Annotated in this window: 17 protein-coding genes; 9 read left to right on the top strand and 8 right to left on the bottom strand. The window is 67.5% G+C overall.

Annotated elements, in window-relative coordinates; genetic code table 11:
- Positions 1-23: 23 nt before the first annotated feature.
- Complete coding sequence (locus KH389_RS14465; RefSeq protein ID WP_238596423.1) at positions 24-1,151, bottom strand: GlxA family transcriptional regulator; 1,128 nt, start codon at positions 1,149-1,151, stop codon at positions 24-26.
- Between the two features lie 46 nt (positions 1,152-1,197).
- Between KH389_RS14465 and KH389_RS14460 the strand changes: the two genes are divergently transcribed.
- From KH389_RS14460 to KH389_RS14450, 3 genes are all read left to right on the top strand, one after another.
- A complete protein-coding gene (locus KH389_RS14460; RefSeq protein WP_078480130.1) occupies positions 1,198-2,187 on the top strand; it encodes an ABC transporter substrate-binding protein in 990 nt (329 codons plus the stop codon).
- Between the two features lie 66 nt (positions 2,188-2,253).
- Positions 2,254-3,372, top strand: a complete 1,119-nt coding sequence (locus KH389_RS14455) for an aryl-sulfate sulfotransferase (RefSeq protein WP_213605715.1) — start codon at positions 2,254-2,256, stop codon at positions 3,370-3,372.
- Between the two features lie 81 nt (positions 3,373-3,453).
- Positions 3,454-5,742, top strand: a complete 2,289-nt coding sequence (locus tag KH389_RS14450; RefSeq protein ID WP_213605714.1) for a TonB-dependent receptor — start codon at positions 3,454-3,456, stop codon at positions 5,740-5,742.
- Between the two features lie 10 nt (positions 5,743-5,752).
- Here KH389_RS14450 and KH389_RS14445 read toward each other — a convergent pair whose 3' ends face one another.
- On the bottom strand, positions 5,753-7,084 hold the full coding sequence (locus KH389_RS14445) for an aminotransferase-like domain-containing protein (protein ID WP_054915346.1): 1,332 nt from the start codon (positions 7,082-7,084) through the stop codon (positions 5,753-5,755).
- 105 nt (positions 7,085-7,189) lie between these two features.
- Here KH389_RS14445 and KH389_RS14440 point away from each other — a divergent pair, with 105 nt between their 5' ends.
- Positions 7,190-8,080: a DMT family transporter gene (locus KH389_RS14440; protein WP_054915345.1), complete on the top strand. Its 891-nt coding sequence runs from the start codon at positions 7,190-7,192 to the stop codon at positions 8,078-8,080.
- A 280-nt stretch (positions 8,081-8,360) separates the two neighbouring features.
- Here KH389_RS14440 and KH389_RS14435 read toward each other — a convergent pair whose 3' ends face one another.
- The 3 genes from KH389_RS14435 to KH389_RS14425 are packed head-to-tail and all read right to left on the bottom strand — an operon-like array spanning position 8,361 to position 11,260.
- Positions 8,361-9,563 carry an MFS transporter gene (locus KH389_RS14435; RefSeq protein WP_078480128.1) on the bottom strand — a complete coding sequence of 401 codons (1,203 nt, stop codon included), beginning with the start codon at positions 9,561-9,563 and terminating at the stop codon, positions 8,361-8,363.
- A complete protein-coding gene (locus KH389_RS14430; RefSeq protein WP_043860541.1) occupies positions 9,541-10,164 on the bottom strand; it encodes a glutathione S-transferase family protein in 624 nt (207 codons plus the stop codon). Before KH389_RS14430 ends, KH389_RS14435 begins: the two co-directional genes overlap by 23 nt.
- A 37-nt stretch (positions 10,165-10,201) precedes the next feature.
- Positions 10,202-11,260 carry an NAD(P)-dependent alcohol dehydrogenase gene (locus tag KH389_RS14425; RefSeq protein WP_213605713.1) on the bottom strand — a complete coding sequence of 353 codons (1,059 nt, stop codon included), beginning with the start codon at positions 11,258-11,260 and terminating at the stop codon, positions 10,202-10,204.
- Between the two features lie 155 nt (positions 11,261-11,415).
- Between KH389_RS14425 and KH389_RS14420 the strand changes: the two genes are divergently transcribed.
- Entirely contained in the window at positions 11,416-11,733 is a 318-nt protein-coding gene (locus tag KH389_RS14420; protein WP_213605712.1) for a DUF2388 domain-containing protein, read from the top strand.
- Between the two features lie 107 nt (positions 11,734-11,840).
- Here the strand turns inward: KH389_RS14420 and aceE are convergent, their stop codons facing one another.
- Complete coding sequence (aceE, locus tag KH389_RS14415; RefSeq protein ID WP_213605711.1) at positions 11,841-14,513, bottom strand: pyruvate dehydrogenase (acetyl-transferring), homodimeric type; 2,673 nt, start codon at positions 14,511-14,513, stop codon at positions 11,841-11,843.
- Positions 14,514-14,644: 131 nt separating this feature from the next.
- On the opposite strand from aceE, the gene KH389_RS14410 reads away from it, so the two are divergent.
- On the top strand, positions 14,645-15,091 hold the full coding sequence (locus KH389_RS14410; protein WP_043860537.1) for a MarR family winged helix-turn-helix transcriptional regulator: 447 nt from the start codon (positions 14,645-14,647) through the stop codon (positions 15,089-15,091).
- Here the strand turns inward: KH389_RS14410 and KH389_RS14405 are convergent.
- Together KH389_RS14405 and mrdA are read right to left on the bottom strand one after the other, a co-directional pair.
- Positions 15,080-16,150 carry a transketolase-like TK C-terminal-containing protein gene (locus KH389_RS14405; RefSeq protein WP_244988637.1) on the bottom strand — a complete coding sequence of 357 codons (1,071 nt, stop codon included), beginning with the start codon at positions 16,148-16,150 and terminating at the stop codon, positions 15,080-15,082. The genes KH389_RS14410 and KH389_RS14405 overlap by 12 nt on opposite strands.
- A 101-nt stretch (positions 16,151-16,251) precedes the next feature.
- Entirely contained in the window at positions 16,252-18,144 is a 1,893-nt protein-coding gene (mrdA, locus tag KH389_RS14400) for a penicillin-binding protein 2 (RefSeq protein ID WP_213605710.1), read from the bottom strand.
- 280 nt (positions 18,145-18,424) lie between these two features.
- Here mrdA and KH389_RS14395 point away from each other — a divergent pair, with 280 nt between their 5' ends.
- The 3 genes from KH389_RS14395 to KH389_RS14385 all read left to right on the top strand — a co-directional run bounded on the left by KH389_RS14395 (position 18,425) and on the right by KH389_RS14385 (position 21,196).
- Entirely contained in the window at positions 18,425-19,645 is a 1,221-nt protein-coding gene (locus KH389_RS14395; RefSeq protein WP_213605709.1) for a putative DNA modification/repair radical SAM protein, read from the top strand.
- Positions 19,642-20,487, top strand: coding sequence for a TIGR03915 family putative DNA repair protein (locus KH389_RS14390; protein ID WP_054915340.1), 846 nt, complete (start codon positions 19,642-19,644; stop codon positions 20,485-20,487). Before KH389_RS14395 ends, KH389_RS14390 begins: the two co-directional genes overlap by 4 nt.
- A gap of 178 nt (positions 20,488-20,665) precedes the next feature.
- Positions 20,666-21,196, top strand: coding sequence for a glyoxalase superfamily protein (locus KH389_RS14385; RefSeq protein ID WP_100633977.1), 531 nt, complete (start codon positions 20,666-20,668; stop codon positions 21,194-21,196).
- Positions 21,197-21,246 lie beyond the last annotated feature (50 nt).

Below are 21,246 nucleotides of genomic sequence, written 5' to 3'. Positions count from 1 at the left end.
ACTCCGTTCTCGACAATCCGAATCTACTGCGCCAGATGCTCCAGCGCGATGCCCGGCCGCTCCACATGGCGGTAGCCGGTCTGGCCGGCCACCGGCACGGGCACGCCCGGTTGCGGGGCCCTGGCCTGGGTACGATAACCCAGCGGGCTGGTGCCCAGCTCTTTCTGAAACACCCGGCGCATGCGTTCTTCGCGGCCGAAGCCGACGGTTTCGGCAATGCGCTTGATCGGCTCGCGGGTGGTCTCCAGCAGGCGGCACGCCGCTTCAAGGCGCAATGTTTCCACCGCCTGGGCCGGCGTGTCACCCGTGGCCGCCACATAGGCCCGGGCAAAATGCCGCGGGCTCATGCCGAACTGCTCGGCCAGGCGCTCCACCCGCAGGTCGCCATCCAGGTTGGCGGCGATCCAGGCATGCAGCCGGGCCAGGCGCACATCCGGTGCGGTGCGCAGCGCGTTGGACTGTGCCTGCAACGAGGCACTGAGCTGCGGTTGCCCGGCCGAGCGCCACAGAAACACCGTGAAGTAGCGTGCCAGCGCCAGGGCCGCGTGGGGGCCCAGGTCCTGCTCCACCAGTGCCAGCGCCAGGTCGATGCCCGCCGTGGCGCCGCCGCAGGTCCACAGGTTGGCGTCGTTCAGGTACAGCGCGTCGGGCTGGCACTGCACGCTGGGGTAGCGCGCCTGCAACTCGTCATTGAACTTCCAGTGGGTCACCACCCGACGGCCATCGAGCAGGCCCGCAGCCGCCAGCGCGAAGGTGCCGGTGCCCACCGAGCACAGCCGGCGAATCTGCCCATGGCGCCGGCGCAGCCAGTCGCACGCGCGCGGGTCTGCTTCCAGTGCGGCCACCCCAGGGCCGCCGGCCACGATCAGGGTGTCGATGTCGCGCAGCTCCAGGTCCAGCTGCGCCAGTGAACGGGTCATCACCTCGATGCCCGACACCGTGCTGATCAGGCCGCCCTCGGGCGAGGCCAGTACCAGGCGATAGGGCGGGTGCTGTGCGAACGCGCCGGCCAGCAGGCGCGGCACGGCGCCGAACACCTCCAGCGGGCCGGCCGCATTGAGCAGCAACGCATCGTCGAAACCCAGCACCACCACCGTGCGGGGCGCGGGTGGCGTGGCAGCAAAGGAGGGGTGTTTGGCATGGAGTTGCACGGGGGGCCTCGACATACTGGGTTCAACACGAAACAAGGGGACGACAATGCCGTTATTCGCTGCTGCTGCCAAGCACCTGCACGCCCGCCGCACCACCTTGCGCGCCGTGGCGCTGTGCGCCGGCATGGTGCTGGCCCAGGCCGTCAGCGCCGCACCTGCCGCGCTGCGGGTCGGCGACCAGAGCGGGCTGGTACAAACCCTGCTGCAGGCCGCCGGGGAGGCCCAGACTCCTACCTTGCCCCTGAGCTGGCACCCGTTCCCGGCCGGCCCGGCCTTGCTCGAGGCGCTGAGTGCCGGGGCGGTGGATGTGGGGGTGGTGGGCAATGCGCCGCCGGTGTTTGCCCAGGCCGGCGGTTTCGACATCCGTATCATCGGCGTGGCCGACGGCGCCCAGAACAACAATGCGCTGCTGCTGCCACAAGGCTCGACGGTGCAACAGGTGGTCGACCTCAAGGGCCGGCGCGTGGCGGTGGCCAAAGGCTCCAGCGGCCACTACCTGCTGCTGGCCGCGCTGCGCCAGGCCGGGCTGAGCCCCCGGGAGGTGAAGATCGCCTATGCCAGCCCCATCGATGCGCAAAACGCCTTTGCCAGTGGCCACCTGGACGCCTGGGCGGTGTGGTACCCCTTTGTCGGGCAGGCCACCGCCCACGGCGCCCGGGTGCTGGTGGACGGCTCGGCCTGGCCCGAGACCGGCCTTAACTTCACGGTCGCCAGCGGCCAGGCCCTGGCCGACCCGCAGCGTGCTCGACAGCTGGGCGAGCTGATGGTGCGCCTGGCCAGGGCGCAGGCCTGGGCCACCGCCCACCCGGATGCCTGGGCCCAGGCGCTGGCAGGCAGCACGCGCCTGCCCCTTGAGCTGGTGCGCGAGATGCTGGCGCACCAGCACCTGCGCTATGTGCCCATCGACCCTTCGATCATCGCCTTGCAGCAACGCCTGGCCGATGCCTTCGCCGCCGAGCGCCTGATCCCCAAACCGTTGCAGGTTGAACAGGTATTCGATAGCCGTTTCAACAGTTTGCTGCCACAACCTGACTAAACACTTCAACTCGACCTGCCATGCCGACCTGCCGTCGGCAGGGCACCACTCACCCGGAGAAACCTCATGACTGCCCTGCACACCCCGACCCTCAAACGCCACAGGACCGGCCTGGTTGCCGTGGACCACGCCCGCAGCGCCGGGGGTTATACCCTGTTCGCACCGCAGACCGCCGACGGCAACGTGTTCCTGATCGACCTGGACGGCGAAGTGGTACACCGCTGGAAGCTGCCCCAGCGCCCCGGTCGCGACGCGGTGATACTGCCCAACGGCAACCTGGGCTACAACGGCAACCACCCCGACTCCCCCGAGCTGTTCCCCGGCTGGTCGGTATGGCACGGCGGCGCCTTCAGTGAAGTCACCGCGCAAGGCGAGGTGGTGTGGCAGCACACCGATCTGCTGCACCACCACGATGCCCAGTGGCTGGACAACGGCCACCTGCTGTACACCACGGTCGAGCCCCTGAGCCCCGAGCTGGCCAGCCGCGTGGTGGGCGGTATTCCCGGCAGCGAGGCGGCGGGCGGGGTGATCTATGCCGATGTGGTCAAGGAGGTGGATCGCCAGGGCCAGGTGGTGTGGGAGTGGCGCAGCTGGGAGCACCTGCGCCCCGAGGACTACCCGCTGCACGACACCTTCGAGCGCTACCACTGGCCCATGACCAATGCGGTGACCCCGGGTCGCGATGGCAAGGTGATCCTCAGCCTGCGCAGCGTGTCGTCGGTGATCGCCGTGCAGCGCGGCAGCGGCGAGGTGCTGTGGCGTCTGGGCCACGATCTGGTGGCGCAGCAGCATTGCCCGAGCGAGCTGGAGAACGGCCGCATCCTGGTGTTCGACAACGGTATTTCGCGGGCACACGTGTCGATGCCGCACTCGCGCATCCTGGAGATCGACCCGCTGACCCGGCGCATCGAATGGCAGTACGCCGATACCCCCGGCTATGCCTTCTTCACCCCTTTCATGGGCGGTGCACAGCGCCTGTACAACGGCAACACGCTGATCACCGAGGCCAACTTCGGCCGCCTGTTCGAAGTGACGCCGGCCGGCGAGGTGGTGTGGGAGTACATCAACCCGCATTTTTCCGCCTACCCCGATGCGGCCTCGCGCCGCTACCTGCCGGGCGAGAACAACGCGATCTTCCGCGCGCACCGTTACCAGCGCGACGACATTCCCTGGCTGAAAGCCTGAACACAGCGCACCAGCACCCACCCTCACGCTCACGCACACCACGCGCAGCGAGGTACCGCCATACCCCCAAAGGAATCGATGATGAAGCTGCCTTATCCACGCCCCCTGTGCCTGGCCGCACTGGGCCTGCTGTCACTGCCTGCGTCAGCCACTGAACCTACCCCCACCGACGCCCCGACCCTTGCCCCGGTGACGGTCGAGGCGCGCCGGCGCAGCGAAGAGGCGCAGCACGTGCCCACCCCCATGAGCGTGCTGGGCGCCCAGGCCCTGGAGGCCCAGCGCCTGTATCGCCTGCAGGACCTGCAACAGGCCATGCCCAGCGTCAACGTGGCGTTCATGAACCCGCGCCAGTCGAGCCTGTCGATTCGCGGGCTGGGCAACAACCCGGCCAGTGACGGCCTGGAGGGCAGCGCCGGGATCTACCTCGACAACGTCTACCTGGGCCGCCCCGGCATGGCCGTGTTCGACCTGCTGGACATCGAGCAGATCGCCTTGCTGCGCGGCCCGCAAGGCACCCTGTTCGGCAAGAACACCACGGCCGGGGTGCTCAACATCGCCACCCGCCAGCCCACCTTCACCCCGCAGGGCAACGTGTCGACGTCGCTGGGCGAGGACGGCTACCGGCAGGTGCAGGGCGGTGTGTCGGGGCCGTTGACCGACACGCTGGCCGGGCGGGTGGCGGCCTACCGCACCGACGAGAACGGCTACGTGGAGAACCAATTCGACGGCGACACCCTGGGCGGCGGCCGACGCCAGGGCTTTCGCGGGCAGTTGCTGTTCAAGCCGCAGGAAGACTTCAGCCTGCGCTGGATCGGCGACTACAACGAGGAGCACTCCAGCGCCGGCACGCGCTCGCTGTTCAGCACCGGGCCGACCATCAACGGAGTCAACCGCTATGAACAGCGGGCCCAGGCGGTGGGCGCGACGCTGGTCGACGGGCGCAGGGTCAACCTCGATGCCGACCAGCGTGTCACGGTGTTCCAGGGCGGCACCTCGCTGGAGGCGAGCTGGGGGCTGGCCGATGGCTTCACGCTGACGTCGATCAGCGCCTACCGCTGGTGGGACTTCACCCCGCGCAACGACGACGAACTGAACGTGGACGTGATGCACAACGTCGGCCAGTCGGCCCGCGACAAGCAGTATTCGCAAGAGCTGCGCCTGGCCTCGCCGCTGGGTGAGCGGTTCGATTACGTGGTGGGCGGCTATTACTTTCGCCAGCAGATGCAGAACCGCGTGTTCACCGAGTACGGGCCGCTGGCCGACACCTGGAACGGCACCCCGCAGGGCGCATTGAACGATGTGAACAGCGTGGGCCACGGCAGCATCGACACCGACAGTTTCGCCACCTTTGCCCAGGGCACCTGGCACCTGACCCCGCGCCTGGACCTGAGCCTGGGCCTGCGCGGTACCTACGAGCGCAAGCAGGCCAGGGTGACGCGCGATGCCCCGGTGGGCGGCGCGAGCGTGACGGGTGCGGCGGCAGCGGTAAGGCAGGGGCGTGTGGGCGCCTATGATTCGGGCGACCTGAGCCTCTACAGCTTCAGCCCGTCGGCGCTGGCCAGCCTGGCCTGGCGGGTTAACGACCAGGTACTGGCGTATGGCTCGTTGTCCCACGGGGAGAAGTCCGGCGGGGTCAACCTCAGCGTGGCCAGCGCCCCGGTGGCCGGCGCCGACTCGCTGCTGATCGGTAGCGAACGGGCCAACGACGCCGAACTGGGCATCAAGACCACGCTGCTGGATCAGCGCCTGCAACTCAATGCCAACCTGTTCTGGACGATTGTGCACGGCTACCAGACCAACGCCTACGACGACGCCAACCTCACCAGCTACCTGACCAACGCCGGCAGCGTGCGCAGCCGTGGCCTTGAGCTGGACAGTACCTGGCGGGTGAGCCGTGGCCTGACCCTAAGCCTGAACGGCTCGTGGAACGATGTGCGCTACCTGTCCTACGACAACGCCCCATGCCCGGCGGAGGTGGCCTTGCGCCCCGGCGCCCCGGCCGCCTGCGACCTCAGCGGGCATAACGTGGTGGGCGCGGCCAAATGGATTGCCAACACCAGCGCCAGCTACCAGTGGGACCTGGACAACGGCCTGCAACCCTACGTGAACGGCAACTACGCCTGGCGCTCGCAGGCGGTGGGCACGGTGGACGATTCGCGCCTGGCGCAGTTGCCGGGGTATGCGCTGGTCAACCTGTCGGCGGGGGTGCGCGGCGACTGGGGCCAGGGCCAGTGGGACGTGTCGCTGTGGCTGAAGAACGCCTTCGACAAGACCTACTACACCACCCTGTGGAACTCGCCCAACGGCGCCTACACCGGGGTGCTGGGTACGCCGCGCACCCTGGGCATGAGTGCACGCTACGACTTCTGAGGCGTGGGCTTCAGGAGTACGCCTGCACTACCCAGCGTACCTTCGCCAGCGCCGCGCGCAGCGTGTCCAGGTCCACCGAGCCCAGCGCCAGCCTGAGTGCACGCGGCACGTGACTGGTGGTGGCGAACGGCTGCGCGGTGGACACCGCCACCTGTTCGCGCATCAGGGCGGCGGCGATCTGTTCGGCGCGGGCGTCATCGGCCAGCGGTAGCCACAGAAAGTACGAAGTGGGGTGGGTGACGCAAGGCATGCCCGCCAGTACTTCGCGGGCGATGGCCTGCCTGGCCTGGGCATCGGCGCGCTTCTCGGCTTCCAGGCGCTCCACCGTGCCGTCCTCGATCCAGGCGCAGGCAATGGCGGTCATCACCCCGGGGGTGTTCCAGGTGGTGGCGCGAATGGAGCGCTCCAGCGCGGCAACCTGGTGCGGCGGCGCGGCAATGAAGCCCACGCGCAGGCCGGTGGCGATGTTCTTCGACAGGCCTGACACGTACAGCGTGCGCTCCGGTGCCAGCTGGGCCAGGGGCGGCGGCGCGTCGTCGGCCAGGAAGGCGTAGGCGGCGTCCTCGATCAGGTGCAGGTTGTGGGTGCGGGCAATCGACACCAGTTGTTCGCGCTGCTCCAGGCTCATCACCCAGCCCAGCGGGTTGTGCAGCGTGGGCATGCTGTACACCGCGCGTACCGGGCGGCTGCGGCACAGCCGCTGCAGGGCGCCGAGGTCCGGCCCGTGGGGCGTGACCGGAATCGGCAGCATCTCGAGGCGCAACGCCTCGGCCAGCACCTTGAACCCGGAGTAGGTGAGGGCGTCGACCGCGATCACGTCGCCGGGCTGCAGCAGGGCCATCAGCACCACGGCCAACCCGTGCTGGGCGCCGCTGACGATCAGTACCTGCTCTGGATTCACCTCTAGCCCGCAACCGAGCAGGTGCCGGGCGATGCAGGCGCGTTCATGGGCGCGCCCGGCATGGGGCTGGTAGCGCAGCAGCGCCTCCAGGTCGCCGCTCAGTGCCAGCTGGCGCAAGCCGCTGCGCAGCAGGTCGGCCTGGCCGGGCAATGCCGGGTAGTTGAAGTTCAGGTCGGCCATGCCGGCGGCCACCACCTGCTGGTCGACGCCCAGGTCGGGCGGCAGCGAGGTTTCGCGCACGAAGGTGCCGCGCCCGGTCTCGCCGCTCACCAGGCCCATCTGCTCGAGTTCGGCATAAACCCGTGACGCGGTGACCAGGGCCAGGCCATGGGTCGCGGCCAGGTGACGGTGGGTGGGCAGGCGGGTGCCAGGGGCGAGCCTGCCGTCACGAATGTCGGCGGCAAAGGTGTCGACCAGGGCCTTGTAGCGCGAGCGAGGCATGTGCAGATGTATCCATGACGATTTTTTGATTGTGCTGATCGTCGGCCCTAGCATGGTTTTTGGCAAGCGTGCCCTTACCCCTGCAACCTGTCGAGCGTGACTTCAATGGAACAGACTCTCAAACCTCGTACCCTGGACGACGCCACCCGTGGCTGGATCAACGGCCTGATCGGCGTGGTGATTTTCAGTGGCTCCTTGCCGGCCACGCGCCTGGCGGTGCTGGAATTCGACCCGGTGTTCCTCACCGTGGCGCGTGCCGCCATTGCCGGTGTACTGGCGCTGGCCTTGCTGATGCTGCTCAGGCAACCGCGCCCGACCCGGGCTCAGGTAATGCCCTTGATCGTGGTGTCGCTTGGGGTGGTGGTGGGGTTTCCGCTGCTGACCGCGCTGGCCCTGCAGTACGTGACCTCGGCGCATTCGATCGTGTTCATCGGCATGCTGCCGCTGGCCACCGCGGTGTTTGGCGTGCTGCGCGGGGGCGAGCGCCCGCGCCCGGTGTTCTGGCTGTTTTCGGTGCTGGGGTGCTTGATGGTGGTGGGCTTTGCGTTGTCGCAGGGCTTGGCGGCGTCGCCCCAGGGTGACCTGCTGATGCTGCTGGCGGTGGTGGTGTGCGGCCTGGGTTATGCCGAGGGGGCACGGTTGTCGCGGGCGCTGGGCGGTTGGCAGGTGATCTGCTGGGCGCTGCTGGTGTCGTTGCCGGTGATGCTGGTGCTGACCTGGTACCTGGCGCCGTCGACGTTCGCGGGTATCAGCCTGCCGGCGTGGGTGAGCCTGGGGTATGTGTCGCTGTTCAGCATGCTGATCGGTTTCGTGTTCTGGTACCGCGGCCTGGCCCAGGGCGGGATTGCGGCGGTGGGGCAGTTGCAGCTGCTGCAGCCGTTCTTTGGCCTGGCCTTGGCTGCGGGGTTGCTGGGCGAGCAGGTCAGCCCGGGGATGCTGGGGGTGACGGTGGGGGTGATCCTGTGTGTGGCGGGGGCGAGGCGGTGGGCGCGGTAGACGGTTGCGCCCAGCCTGGGCTTTTGAGCCGAACTCATCTGATCCGCTTTTTGCCTCGCTAGCTGCATCTGTTTCCAGATCAGAAGGGGGCAGACAATGTGGCCTTCGACAGCCGCACCCCCCTCAGTTAGGAGCTCCCATGGGCAAGATGGCAATTTTTGTATTCGGCTTTCTGGTATTGGCCTTCGCAATCGGAGCACTGGGTACCATCTCCCCCCTGTAACCCCCGCCACACCCCGCACAGAACCAGGAAGGCGCCGAGACTCCCGCGCCTTCTTTTCTATTCTGCCACCAGGCCCTTGTTCACTCGCCACGCCAGCGGCAGCGTGAGCAGCAGCGTGGCCGCCAGCACCACCACCGCCGTGGGCACCCCGGTAACGTCCCCCAGCCGCCCGAACACCACCGGTGCCAGCGCGCCGCCACCGATGGTGCCGGTGTAGAACAGCGCGAAGGCCTGCTCGTGCTTGCCGGCAGCCGCCAGCTCCGGCACCACGCCATACAGCACCGACGAGGTGCCGTTCAGCGCCAGGCCCAGCAACGGCAGCATCACCAGCGTGGCCGAATACGGCAGCACCACCGCCAGCACGATCAACAGTGCAGTCCCCGCTTCGGTGAGTGAGACGGTTTTCAGCAGGCCGATGCGTGCGCCCAGGTAGCCGCACAGCAGCTTGCCGAAGGCCCCGCCCACGAACAGCAGCGTCAGCGCCAGGCCGATACCGGCGGTGCCGGCGCCCTTGAGCCTGAGCAGAAACGGCAGGAAGGTCAGAAACCCCATGCGCACCGCGCTGTCGAGCATGCCCAGCATCAGCAGGGCACGCAGGCCGCCCGGCGAGCCGTTTCCGGTGGCCAGCTTCGGCGCCTTGCCGCCCGCCGCCAGGGCCTGGGCCCGGGAGGGGATCAGCCACCACAGCAACACCGCCGCAGCCACACCCAGCACGCCCAGCAGCGTTGCACCGGTACGCCAGCTGACGGCCACCAGCAGCACGCCCATCAGGCCCGGAATGACCGCCTTGCCGATATCGCCCGCGAAGTTGTAGTGCGACAGCGCCTGCTTGACCCCGCCGCCCGCCGCGTGGCTGTCGGTGATCATCGAGGAGGCCAGCGGGTGCTGGGTACTGGCGCCCAGCCCGCCCAGCATCAGCGCCACCAGCAGCACACCCAGGCCGGTGGCCTGGCCGGCGACCAGGTAGGCCACGCCGGCCAGCAGCGTGCCGCCTACCAGCAGGCGCTCGCGGCCAAAGCGCCGGGCCGCGCGGCTGGCCAGTAGCTGAAAGCCGGCCATCATCCCGGAATAGGCCCCGCGCAACAGGCCCACCTGGGCCAGGCTGAGGCCGAACTGCGCCTGCCACAGCGGCAGCAGCACGTAGATCACGTCGGTGAGCCCGTCGTGCACCGCGTGGGCGCTGCAGCCGGCCAGCAGCGAGCGGCGGCGCACCGAGGTTTCGGTGGTGACGGTGGCGTTACGGGGTACCGTTTCTTCCATGGATGACAAACCCTTCGCGTTCGGTCAGACGCTCGTAGTATGCCCGAACCGCTGCAAAATCCGGATGCTCCAGCGGGGTTTCGAACCAGCGATTGACCGACAGGCCGATGGCGATGTCCGCCAGTGAAAAGTCCTGGCCACTGACGTAGGCGCCGGTCGATTCGAGCTGGCGGTCGAGGATCTGCAGGTTGGTGGTCCACTGCCTGCATGCCGCCGCCAGTGCCTCGGGGTCCTGATGGTCGGGGGAATGGCGCACCAGCGACAGGAAGGGGTAGGTCCAGGACTTGTTGAGGTCGGTGGCCTGCCAGTCCATCCACTGGTCCACCCGTGCGCGCACCCGGGGCTCGGCGGGGTAGAGGTGCTGCCCGTGGTACTGGTTGGCCAGGTAGCGCAGGATGCTGTTGGACTCCCACAGCACGAAGTCGCCGTCCTTGATCACCGGCACCATGGCGTTGGGGTTGAGGGCCAGGAACTGCGGGCTGAAGGTGGACCTGAAGCCCGAGCCCCAGTCCTCGCGCTCGAAGGCGATACCCAGCTCGGTGCAGGCCCATAGCACCTTGCGTACATTGATGGAGGAAGCTTTGCCGAGTATCTGCAGCATGGGAGGCCCTTGTGGTTCGGTAGGGGAGTGAGGCGCGTCACGCGCCGGTGGTGTCGTCGAGCGAGGCCATGTCGATCACGAAGCGGTAGCGCACATCGGAGCGCTGCATGCGTTCGAACGCCTCGTTGATCTGGTCCATGCGGATCATTTCACACTCCGGCAGAATGTTCTTCTTCGCGCAGAAGTCGAGCATCTCCTGGGTTTGCGCAATCCCGCCAATCGGCGAGCCGGCCAGGCGCCGCCGGCCGAGGATGAACGGCACGGTCAGTTGTTCGTCGATCGGCCCCACCTGGCCGACGATCACCAGGGTGCCGTCCACGTCCAGCAGCGACATGTAGGGCGACACGTCATGGCGCACCGGCACCGTGTCGATGATCAGGTCGAAGCTGGAGCGCGCGGCGGCCATGGCCTTGGCGTCGGACGATACCAGCAGCTTGTCGGCGCCCAGCGCCCGCGCATCATCGAGTTTGTCGGGGGTGCGGCTGAGCACCGTGACGTCGGCACCCAGGCCCGCCGCCAGCTTCACGGCCATGTGCCCCAGCCCGCCCAGGCCGATGACCGCGACGCGGCTGCCGGGCCCGGCATTCCAGGTGCGCAGCGGCGAATAGGTGGTGATGCCGGCGCACAGCAGCGGCGCGGCCTTGGCCAGGTCCAGGCCGTCGGGCACGCGCAGCACGAACTCCTCGCGCACTACAAGGTGCTTGGAATAGCCGCCGTAGGTGGGTTCGTGGGTGATGCGGTCCAGGCTGTTGTAGGTTTGCGTGTTGTTCTCGCGGCACAGCTGTTCCTCGCCCTTGCGGCACTGGTCGCACTGCTGGCAGGAGTCGACCATGCAGCCCACCGCCACGGCGTCACCGACCTTGTAGCGGGTGACCTGGCTGCCCACCTCGGTCACGCGCCCGACGATCTCGTGGCCGGGCACGATCGGGTAGCGGCTGAAACCCCAGTCGTCGCGGGCCTGGTGCAGGTCGGAGTGGCATACGCCGCAGTACAGGATCTGCATCGCCACGTCGTTGGGGCGCAGGGCGCGGCGTTCGAACTTGAAGGGTGCCAGCGCTGCTTCGCTGTGCTGCGCTGCATAGCCAATGGTGTACATGTTCACCTCTCGTCACGCTCGGGAATGGGGACCAGGGTTTCAATATAGCCAGCATGGCGGGCTTCGGTGGGCGGGTAGGGATATTGGCGGGAACTCTTGGCCTGGGGGGCCTATCCTAATGAATGTAGGTTCCCCCCCATCACGGAGGCATCGTCATGCGCCGTTTACTGCTGGTTTCTTCCCTTGTGCTCTGCCTGCCTTTGGGCACGGCCCTGGCCCGTGTGGATGGTCGCGATGTCGCCACCTCCGCCGGGGTTTCCGCCTCGTTGTACTCGACCTTCAAGGACGACAAGCTGGTGATTCCGGCGCGCGATGATGCTTCGACGTTCATCGCCAGCGGCGGCGAAATTCGCGGTGTGTACCTGGAATCGATGCTGCAGCGTATCCGTCAGCAGAACCCGGGGTTGCAGGCCAGTGACGAAGACCTGGCCAAGGCGATACTGACCCAGGATGAGCTGGGGGTGGGGCAGTAAGGCGCCGCAGGCAAGGTGAGCCCATCGCGGGTCAAGCCCGCTCCCACAGGGATCTTCATGGTCTTTGTGGGAGCGGGCTTGACCCGCGATGGGTACGCCGCGATCTATCAGACTGAAGCCGGATCAACCTTGCCAGGGTCGATGCCCAGCGCTTCGATCGCGCCGGCCACCACCTCGCGCTCGATCACCCCGTCCGCCGCCAGCGCATTCAGCGCCGCCAGCACGATGAACTGGCGGTCCACCTCGAAATGCCGGCGCAGCGCCTCGCGTGTGTCCGACTGGCCGAAGCCGTCGGTGCCCAACGCCACGAAACGCCTCCCGGTCACCCACGGCCGGATCTGGTCGGCATGGATCTTCATGTAGTCCGTGGCCACCACCACCGGCCCCGCATGCCCCTGCAGCAGCGTTTCGATGTATGGCGTCTTCGGCGCCTGCAGCGGGTGCAGCAGGTTCCAGCGCTCCACCGCCTGCGCCTCGCGCCGCACCTCGGTCAGGCTGGTGGCGCTCCACACCTCGCTGCTGACGCCGAAATCACGCTGCAGAATATCCGCCGCCGCCAGCACCTCGTTCAGAATCGAACCGCTGCCCATCAACTGCACATGCCGCTCGCCCTGCGGCGGTTTTTCCACCGGCAGGCGGTACAGCCCCTTGAGAATGCCTTGCTCTGCGCCTTCGGGCATGGCGGGGTGGGCGTAGTTCTCGTTGAGCACGGTGATGTAGTAGTACACGTCCTCCTGCTCGGCATACATGCGGCGCATGCCGTCCTGGATGATTACCGCCAGCTCGTAGGCATAGGTGGGGTCGTAGGAGACGCAGCACGGCACGGTGGCCGACATCACGTGGCTGTGCCCGTCGTCATGCTGCAAGCCTTCGCCCATCAACGTGGTACGCCCGCTGGTGGCGCCCAGCAGAAACCCCCGTGCGCGCGCATCGCCCGCCGCCCACAGCAGGTCGCCCACTCGCTGGAAGCCGAACATCGAATAGAAGATGTAGAACGGCAGGGTCATCACGCCATGGTTGGCGTAGGCGGTGCTGGCGGCAATCCACGACGAGGTGGCGCCGGACTCGTTGAGCCCTTCCTGCATGATCTGGCCGTCGGTGCTCTCCTTGTAGTAGCTGAGCGTGCCGGCATCCTGCGGCGTGTACAGCTGGCCCACATGGGAGTGGATGCCGATCTGGCGGAACAGCCCCTCCATGCCGAAGGTGCGTGATTCGTCGGGCACGATCGGTACGACGAGGCGGCCGACCTGCGGGTCCTTGAGCAGGGTGCCGAGAATGCGCACGAACGCCATGGTGGTGGAGATGGCACGGTCACCGGTGCCCTTGAGCTGGCTGTCGAAGGCCTCCAGGGCCGGCACCTGCAACGGCTCGACCCTGGCCTGGCGCGCCGGCACATGCCCGCCCAGGCGATCACGAGCCACCTGCAGGTAGCGCGCATCGGCGCTGTCGGGGGCGGGCTTGAGGTAGGGGATCTCGCCGAGGCGCTCATCACTCAGGTCCAGGCCGAAGCGGTCGCGGAAGGCCTTGACCGCCTCGTCGCCCATCTTCTTCAACTGGTGGTTGATGTTCTGGCCTTCGCCGGCTTCGCCCATGCCGAAGCCCTTGACGGTCTTGGCCAGGATCACCGTAGGCCGCCCCGTGTGACGCACGGCCGCCGCGTAGGCGTTGTACACCTTGACCGGGTCGTGCCCGCCGCGAGCCAGCTTCCAGATGTCGTCATCGCTCAGGTCGCTGACCATCGCCAGCAGTTCCGGGTACTTGCCGAAGAAGTGCTCGCGCACGTAGGCGCCGTTCTGCGACTTGTAGGTCTGATACTCGCCGTCCACGCACTCCATCATGCGCTGGCGCAGGATGCCGCTGCTGTCCCTGGCCAGCAGCGCATCCCAGCCGCTGCCCCACACCACCTTGATCACGTTCCAGCCGGCAGCACGGTACAGGCTCTCGAATTCCTGGATCACCTTGGCGTTGCCACGTACCGGGCCGTCCAGGCGCTGCAGGTTGCAGTTGACCACGAAGATCAGGTTGTCGAGTTTTTCGCGCCCGGCCAGCGAGATGGCCGCCAGCGACTCGGGCTGATCCATTTCGCCGTCACCGAGAAACGCCCACACCTTGCGGCCCTGGCGTGGGGTGAGGTCGCGGTCTTCGAGGTAGCGCATGAAGCGCGCCTTGTAGGCCGCGGTGATCGGCCCCAGGCCCATGGACACGGTGGGAAACTGCCAGAACTCGGGCATCAGCCGCGGGTGCGGGTAGGACGACACGCCATCGCGGTCGGTCTCGCGGCGAAAGTTGTCCAGCTGCGCCTCGCTCAGGCGCCCTTCGAGGTAGGCCCGGCCATAGATACCCGGCGCCGAGTGGCCCTGGATGTACACCATGTCGCCGGCAAACTGCGCGGTGCGCCCGCGAAAGAAATGGTCGAAGCCCACGTCATACAGCACCGCCGCCGAGGCGTAGGTGGCGATATGCCCGCCCACCCCCGAATGCTTGCCGGCGCGCAGCACCATGGCCAGTGCGTTCCAGCGGATATAGGCATTCAGGCGCTGCTCGGTGGCCAGGTCGCCGGGGTAGGGCAGTTCGCGCTCGGGGCCGATGGTGTTGACGTAGGGGGTGTTGACGCGGCCACGAAAGTCGCCGTGCAGCGACACGTCCAGGTCCAGCATCTGGTCGATCAGGAAGTGCGCACGCGAGCGCCCCTCCACCTCGACAACGGTGGCCAGGGACTCAAGCCATTCCTGGGTCTGCTCGGGATCTGGGTCGTTCAACAGAGGGGGCTGCTGTTGCATCGGTAATCCTCCTGCGGGGTTGTGGCGGGCAGTGCCGGCAGGCCTGCCTGGTAGTAGTTGCATTTGCAATTGATTCTAGGCATGCGCCCCGTATGATTGCAAATGCAATAACTTTGACCCGAGGAACCCTCATGGCTGCACCCACTGCTGACCTCTGGTTCAGCTTCATTCGCGCCCACCGCAACCTGATTCGCGAAATCGAACGCCGCCTGGCCGACCAGGGCCTGCCCGTGTACGCCTGGTATGACGCGCTGTGGGGCATCGAGAGCGGCCCCGATGGCTGCCGGCGCATGCACGAGCTGGCCGATGTGATGGCCATCGAGCGTTACAACCTGACCCGACTGGTCGACCGTCTGGAGGCCGAAGGGCATGTGTTGCGCAAGAAGGTCGCGGGCGACGGGCGCGGCGCCCTGGCGTGTATCACCGACAGCGGCAAGGCGCTGCGCAAGCGCATGTGGGCGGTGTACAAGCAGGCAGTGGACGAGCTGTTTCTGAGCCAGTTCACGCCCGAGCAACAGGCGCTGTTCGCCCAGGCGCTGGAACAGTCGAGCTTCAAGGCCCGGGCGTCATTCGCCTAGGCCCAGCCGGGCCTGTGCGGCGGGTAGCGCCTGGGTGTCGAACAGGCCCTGGCCGGCCAGTGCCTGCAACGCGCTGAAGGTTATCCAGCGCCGATCCAGGCAGTTGCCCGGCGCCAGGCTGTCGGCGCCCAGTGCGGTGAAGGGCGCTGTGACATGCGGGGCAAGCTGGTCGGCGATGTGCTGGGCATAGCCAGTCACGGCGATCACCGGCGTGCTGGCCGACATCAGGCAGTACTGCAGGTAGCTCTTGCGTGGCGCGGCCTCGGGGTGCAGGCGGTTCCAGCGTGCGGCATCGTCGCTGTCACGGGCCAGGCGCGTGTAGCTGGGGCAACTCCACAACTGGCTGGCGATGCCCCAGTGCGTGTCGAGCAGCACCGCGGCGGCGCGTACCTCCCGGAGCATGGCGCCGGCGCCCAGCAGGCGTACCTGGGGGCGGGCAGCGCTGGTGGGCTGCAACGGGTACATGCCCAGGAATGCATCGCTGCAATCGTCGTGTGCCGGTTCATCGGCTGCCGGCGGCTGATCGTGCAGGGTCATGTAGTAGAAGCCGTGGCGCCCCTGTACGTACAGCTCGTCCAGCGCCGCCAGCAGGATGGCCTGGGCCTCGGCAGCGCTGGCGGGGTCGTACGGGCGGCACTGGGCGTTGGCCGACAGCCACAACGGCAGCCACGGGTGCGCGCCCTTGGGCCAGCGCGAGGCGGCCGATTCCAGGTCGTTGAACACGATGCCGCGTTGGCCGATCTGCTCGGCCAGCATCGACACGCGGGCCGAGCTCGGCGACTGGGTGAGGTAGATCAGCGGGCGTTCGCGGCTGGGCGCCTGCTGGCGAAACCAGATGCCCCAGGGGCTGACCACCTCGCTCGCGCTGTCGGCGCGATCATTGATCACCCACAGGTTGCCCGCCACGGCCGGGTCGTGCTCGATGCGGTGCACGGTCTGCAAAATCTGCAAAAGTGGCGAGTGCGACGCTGCGCCGGTCGACGGCAGGCCGGCCTCGATGCTGCGAATGCAGGCGTGGGCGGCCAGTCGGGCAGGGGGGATGGCAGGCAGTGAATCCACGGGGCAGCTCCATGATCGGTCCTTGGCAGAAGCGCAAGGGATACTGCAATCTGATTGCAAATGCAATCAGATGCTGTCGACACGATCAGGGCGCTGCGCTTTCAGGTATGGGGCACCGCGGCGGCGGCTGCGTTGCCCGCATACTGGGGCTTGAGGTGGCCTTGTTCGTCCAGCAGGTAGGCGTCCATGATTTCCCGGACCACCGGCCCGGCCACGCGCCCACCGGCCTCGCCGTTCTCGATCATCACCGCGATGGCGATGCTCGGGTGGTCGGCGGGGGCAAAGCCCACGAACAACGCGTTGTCGCGGTGGCGCTCCAGGGTCTTGTCGCGGTTGTAGCGTTCCCCCTGCTTGATCGCCACCACCTGCGCGGTGCCGCTCTTGCCGGCGATGCGGTACTGCGCCCCGGCAGCGGCGGCGCGGGCGATGCCGCGCGGGGCGTGCATGACCATCTGCATGCCCTGGTTGACCTGGTCCCAGGCGTGGCGGTCATGCAGCACGATGTCGGGCATGGGGTTGGGGTCTACCGGCGGCTCGTCGCCGATGCTCATGGCCAGGTGCGGGCGGTGCCACACGCCCTTGCTGGCCAGCAGGCTGGTGGCCTGCGCCAGTTGCAGCGGGGTGACCTGCATGTAGCCCTGGCCGATGCCCAGGATCAGGGTTTCGCCGGGGTACCAGGCCTGGCGCCGGTTGGCGCGCTTCCAGGCGGGCGAGGGCATCAGGCCGGGTGACTCTTCGAACATGTCCAGCGAGACCTTCTGGCCCAGGCCGAATTCGCTCATGTAGTCGTGCAGGCGCTCGACCCCCAGCTTGTGCGCCAGGTCGTAGAAGTAGGTGTCGTTGGAACGCATGATCGCGCTGTACATGTCCACCCAGCCGTCGCCGCTGCGGTTCCAGTTGCGGTACTTGTGGTCGTAGTTGGGCAGCTCGTAGTAGCCGGGGTCGAATACCCGGCTGGCCGGGGTGATCACGCCGCTGTCGAGGCCGGCGATGGCCACCTCGGGCTTGATCGTCGAGCCCGGGGCGTACAGGCCGCGCAGCACGCGGTTGAACAGCGGCCGGTCGATGGAATCGCGCAGCTCGGCGTACTGCCTGAAGCTGATGCCCTTGACGAACAGGTTGGGATCGAAGCTGGGGTTGCTGACCATCGCCAGCACCTCGCCGGTGGCCGGGTCCAGCGCCACCACCGAACCACGGCGATCGCCCAGGGCCTTTTCGGCGGCCAGCTGCAGGTGCGCGTCCAGGCTCAGGGTGATGTTCTTGCCGGGCACCGGGTCGTGGTGGCGCAGCACGCGCATGATGCGGCCCTGGGCGTTGGTCTCGACCTCTTCGTAGCCCACCTGGCCGTGCAGCTGGGCCTCGTAGAAGTGCTCGATGCCGGTCTTGCCGATGGACTGGGTGCCACGGTATTCGGTGGCATCGAGGGTCTTGGCTTCTTTCTCGTTGATGCGCCCCACGTAGCCCACCGAGTGGGCAAAGTGCGCGCCCATGGGGTATTCACGAATGAACTGCGGCTCCACGTCCAGCCCCGGCAGACGGAACTGGTTGACCGCGATCAGGGCGATCTGCTCTTCGCTCAGGCCGAACATCAGCGTCACCGGCTCGAACGGCTTGCGGCCACGGCGCAGGTCCTTCTCGAAGCCCTGGCGGTCCTCCTCGCCCAGGCCCAGGATCTGCACCAGGCTGTCGAGCACCCTGGGCGTGTCGCCAGCACGCTCGCGGGTCATGGTGAGGTTGAAGCTGGGCTTGTTGTCGGCCAGCACCTCGCCGTTGCGGTCGAAGATCAGCCCGCGCTCGGGGGCGATGGGCAGCACGTGCACGCGGTTGTTCTGCGACACGGCGGCATGGTAGTCGTGCTGCACCACCTGTAGCACGTACAGCCGCCCCACCAGCACCGCCACCAGCACCAGTACCAGCAGCGCACACGCGATCAGCCTGCGATTGACCAGGTGCGTTTCTTTCTCGTGGTCCTTGAGGGGGATAGGCTGGGGCATGTGCAGGCTCTTGCGGAAAACGGATACACCACCGGCCTGGGAGCAGGCAGTGAACGGGCGCGATGGCGTGAATGAACGGCGATCCTACGCAAGCTGCTGCGGTGCCTCAAGGCCGGTTGTCCGCAGGCGGGCGAGGGTGCGCCGAGGTTCCCCGGTTAGCGGGGCGCAGCGTTCATGAAGATTTTTTCATGAAGGCCGCAGCGGCCCGGTCGACAGGCTGCGCTTGCATGCGTGGCGATCTGCGAATACTGTATGGATAATCAGTATCGAGGTGGACCCCATGCAGCTCATCGCCAAGCTCGGCATCCTGGCCGATGCCGCCAAGTACGACGCCTCGTGCGCCAGCAGCGGCGCCCCCAAGCGCAGCTCGCGCGGTCGCGACGGCCTGGGCGCCACCGATGGCATGGGCATCTGCCACAGCTACACCCCCGACGGGCGCTGCGTGTCGCTGCTCAAGGTGCTGCTGACCAACTTCTGCCTGTACGACTGCCAGTACTGCGTCAACCGCCGCTCCAGCAACGTGCCGCGGGCACGCTTCACGCCTGAGGAGGTGGTGCGCCTGACCCTGGATTTCTACCGGCGCAACTGCATCAGCGGGCTGTTCCTCAGCTCGGGCATCATCCGCTCCGCCGACTACACCATGGAACAGTTGATTCGCGTGGCGCAGCTGCTGCGCGAAGAGCACAACTTTCGCGGCTACATCCACCTCAAGACCATCCCCGACGCCGACCCGCTGCTGATCGAGCAGGCCGGGCGGCTGGCCGACCGCCTCAGCGTGAACATCGAGCTGCCCACCGAAGCCAGCCTGCAGCGCCTGGCGCCGGAGAAGCAGGTGCGTACCATTCGCCAGGCCATGGGCACTATCCACCACGGCCAGCAGGCAGTGGCTGGTGAAGTCAACGCACCGCGCTTCACCCCTGCCGGGCAGAGCACCCAGATGATCGTGGGCGCCGATGCCACCGACGACCACACCATCCTGGGCAATGCCGAATCGCTGTACCGGGGCTATGGCCTTCGGCGTGTGTACTACTCGGCGTTCAGCCCGATCCCCGACAGCCCCACCAGCGTACCCCTGGCCGCGCCGCCGCTGCTGCGCGAGCACCGCCTGTACCAGGCGGACTTTCTCATGCGCGGCTATGGCTACAAGGCCGGCGAACTGCTGGGCGGCGCGGGCAACCTGGCGCTGGACATCGACCCCAAGCTGGCCTGGGCCCTGGCCAACCGCGAGGTGTTCCCGCTGGATGTGAACCGTGCCGAGCCGGCGTTGCTGGCGCGCATTCCCGGCATCGGGCTGCGCAGCGTGCAACGCCTGGTGGCGCTGCGCCGTGAACGGCGCATTCGCTATGACGACCTGATCCAGCTGCGCTGCGTGCTGGACAAGGCGCGCCCGTTCATCGTCACCAGCGACTATCGCCCGCCCCAGTCGGAAACCCGCAGCGGCCTGCTGCGCGAACGCCTGCGCGAGCCGCAGGCACCGGTGCAGATGGGGTTGTGGGGATGATCGCGCTGGACTGCGACGAGCACTTCGACACCTGGCGCGACCAGGCCCGCGTGCTGCTGGGCCACGGCATCGACCCCACCGAGGTGGTGTGGGCCCACGGCCCGGTGCACGATCTGCTGGCGGTGCCGGCGGTATTGCCGCAGGGCCCCGGGCCGTTTCGCACACGGGTGCCGGCCGCCTTGCTGGATCAACTTGAGCAGGCCGCCCGCTACCGTGGCGAGCAGCGCTGGAACCTGCTGTATGAAGTGCTGTGGCGCGTGGCCCATGGCGACCGCACCGCCATGCTGGCGGGCGACCGGCTGGGCAGCGAGCTGCAGCGGCGCATCAAACAGGTCAGCCGCGAGGCCCATCACCTGCATGCCTTCGTGCGCTTCGTGCCATTGCCGGCGGCACTGGCCGAGCAACTGCAACTGGACCTGGTGGCCTTCCATGAACCGGCCCACGACATTCTGCAAAGCGCCAGCGGCCACTTTGCCGACCGGCTGGGCCGCCAGCGCTGGCTGATCGCCACGCCACGCGATGGCATCCGTTTCGATGGCAGCACCCTGGACTACCGACGGCACTGCCCCGAGCAATGGCGCCAGTGGGCCTGCCACGCCGACGACCCTGGCGCCGAGCTGTGGCGCACCTATTACCGGCACACCTTCAACCCGGCACGGGTCAACCCCGATGCCATGCGCCAGCACATGCCGGGGCGCTTCTGGCGTCATCTGCCCGAAGGCCCGCTGATCGCGCGGCTGGTGGGCCAGGCGCGCCAGGGCAAGCAGCGCGACGGCCAGGCGCAGGAGGTGGGGCAGCAGGGCGGCAAGCGCATCGGGCGCGGGGATTCGCCAACGCGCTGAGGGCCGCCTTTCCATGTGCCACCCTGGCTGTGTATGATCGGCGCGGGCCGATGCTGCCCGCCGCTCGCTCCCGTTGGGAAAGGTGAAAGCATTGCAGTTACCCCTGACGCGATCATTCTCTTGAACGTCGAGGCCTGGCAACGCGAGCCCCACACTGCCTCGTCACCAGGAGCACATGATGATCTCGATCGAACAGGCCAAACAGATGGCCAAGCGTCTGCGTACCGCCCTGCAGGCGCAGAACCCGCCGCTGACCCACTCCGGCGCACTGGAGCTGGTGGCGCAGCAGTTGGGCTACAAGGACTGGAACACCGCCTCGGCCCTGCTTGCCCCCGCCACCCCTGCAAGCGAAGTGAGCTTCGACAAGCCTATCCCCATCCTGCGCATGTTCGACGAAGCCAAGGCGCGCGAGTTCTACCTCGACTTCCTGGGCTTCAGCGTGGAGTTCGAACACCGCTTCGAAGCCGACCTACCGCTGTACCTGGGCATCGTGCGCAATGGGCTGCAACTGCACCTGTCCGAGCACCACGGCGACGCGAGCCCTGGCTCGACGGTGTTCATCCCCATGCACAACATCGAGCAATTGCGCGACGAGCTGCTTGCCAAGCGCTACGGCTATGGCCGCCCGGACATCGTCGAGCAGGGCTGGGGCAAGGTGCTTGAGGTGTACGACCCGTTCGGCAATCGCATTCGCTTCTGCCAGGGCTGACCGGCCTTTCCCCCCAGGCTGAAGATGCGCCGTTTGTTCAAGCGGAGCAG

Origin of the sequence: Pseudomonas qingdaonensis (assembly GCF_018398475.1) — a bacterium.
In the GTDB taxonomy this organism is placed as follows: domain Bacteria; phylum Pseudomonadota; class Gammaproteobacteria; order Pseudomonadales; family Pseudomonadaceae; genus Aquipseudomonas; species Aquipseudomonas palmensis.
Note: the sequence above shows the minus strand (reverse complement) of the source record. Positions and strands in the feature narration are given on the sequence as shown.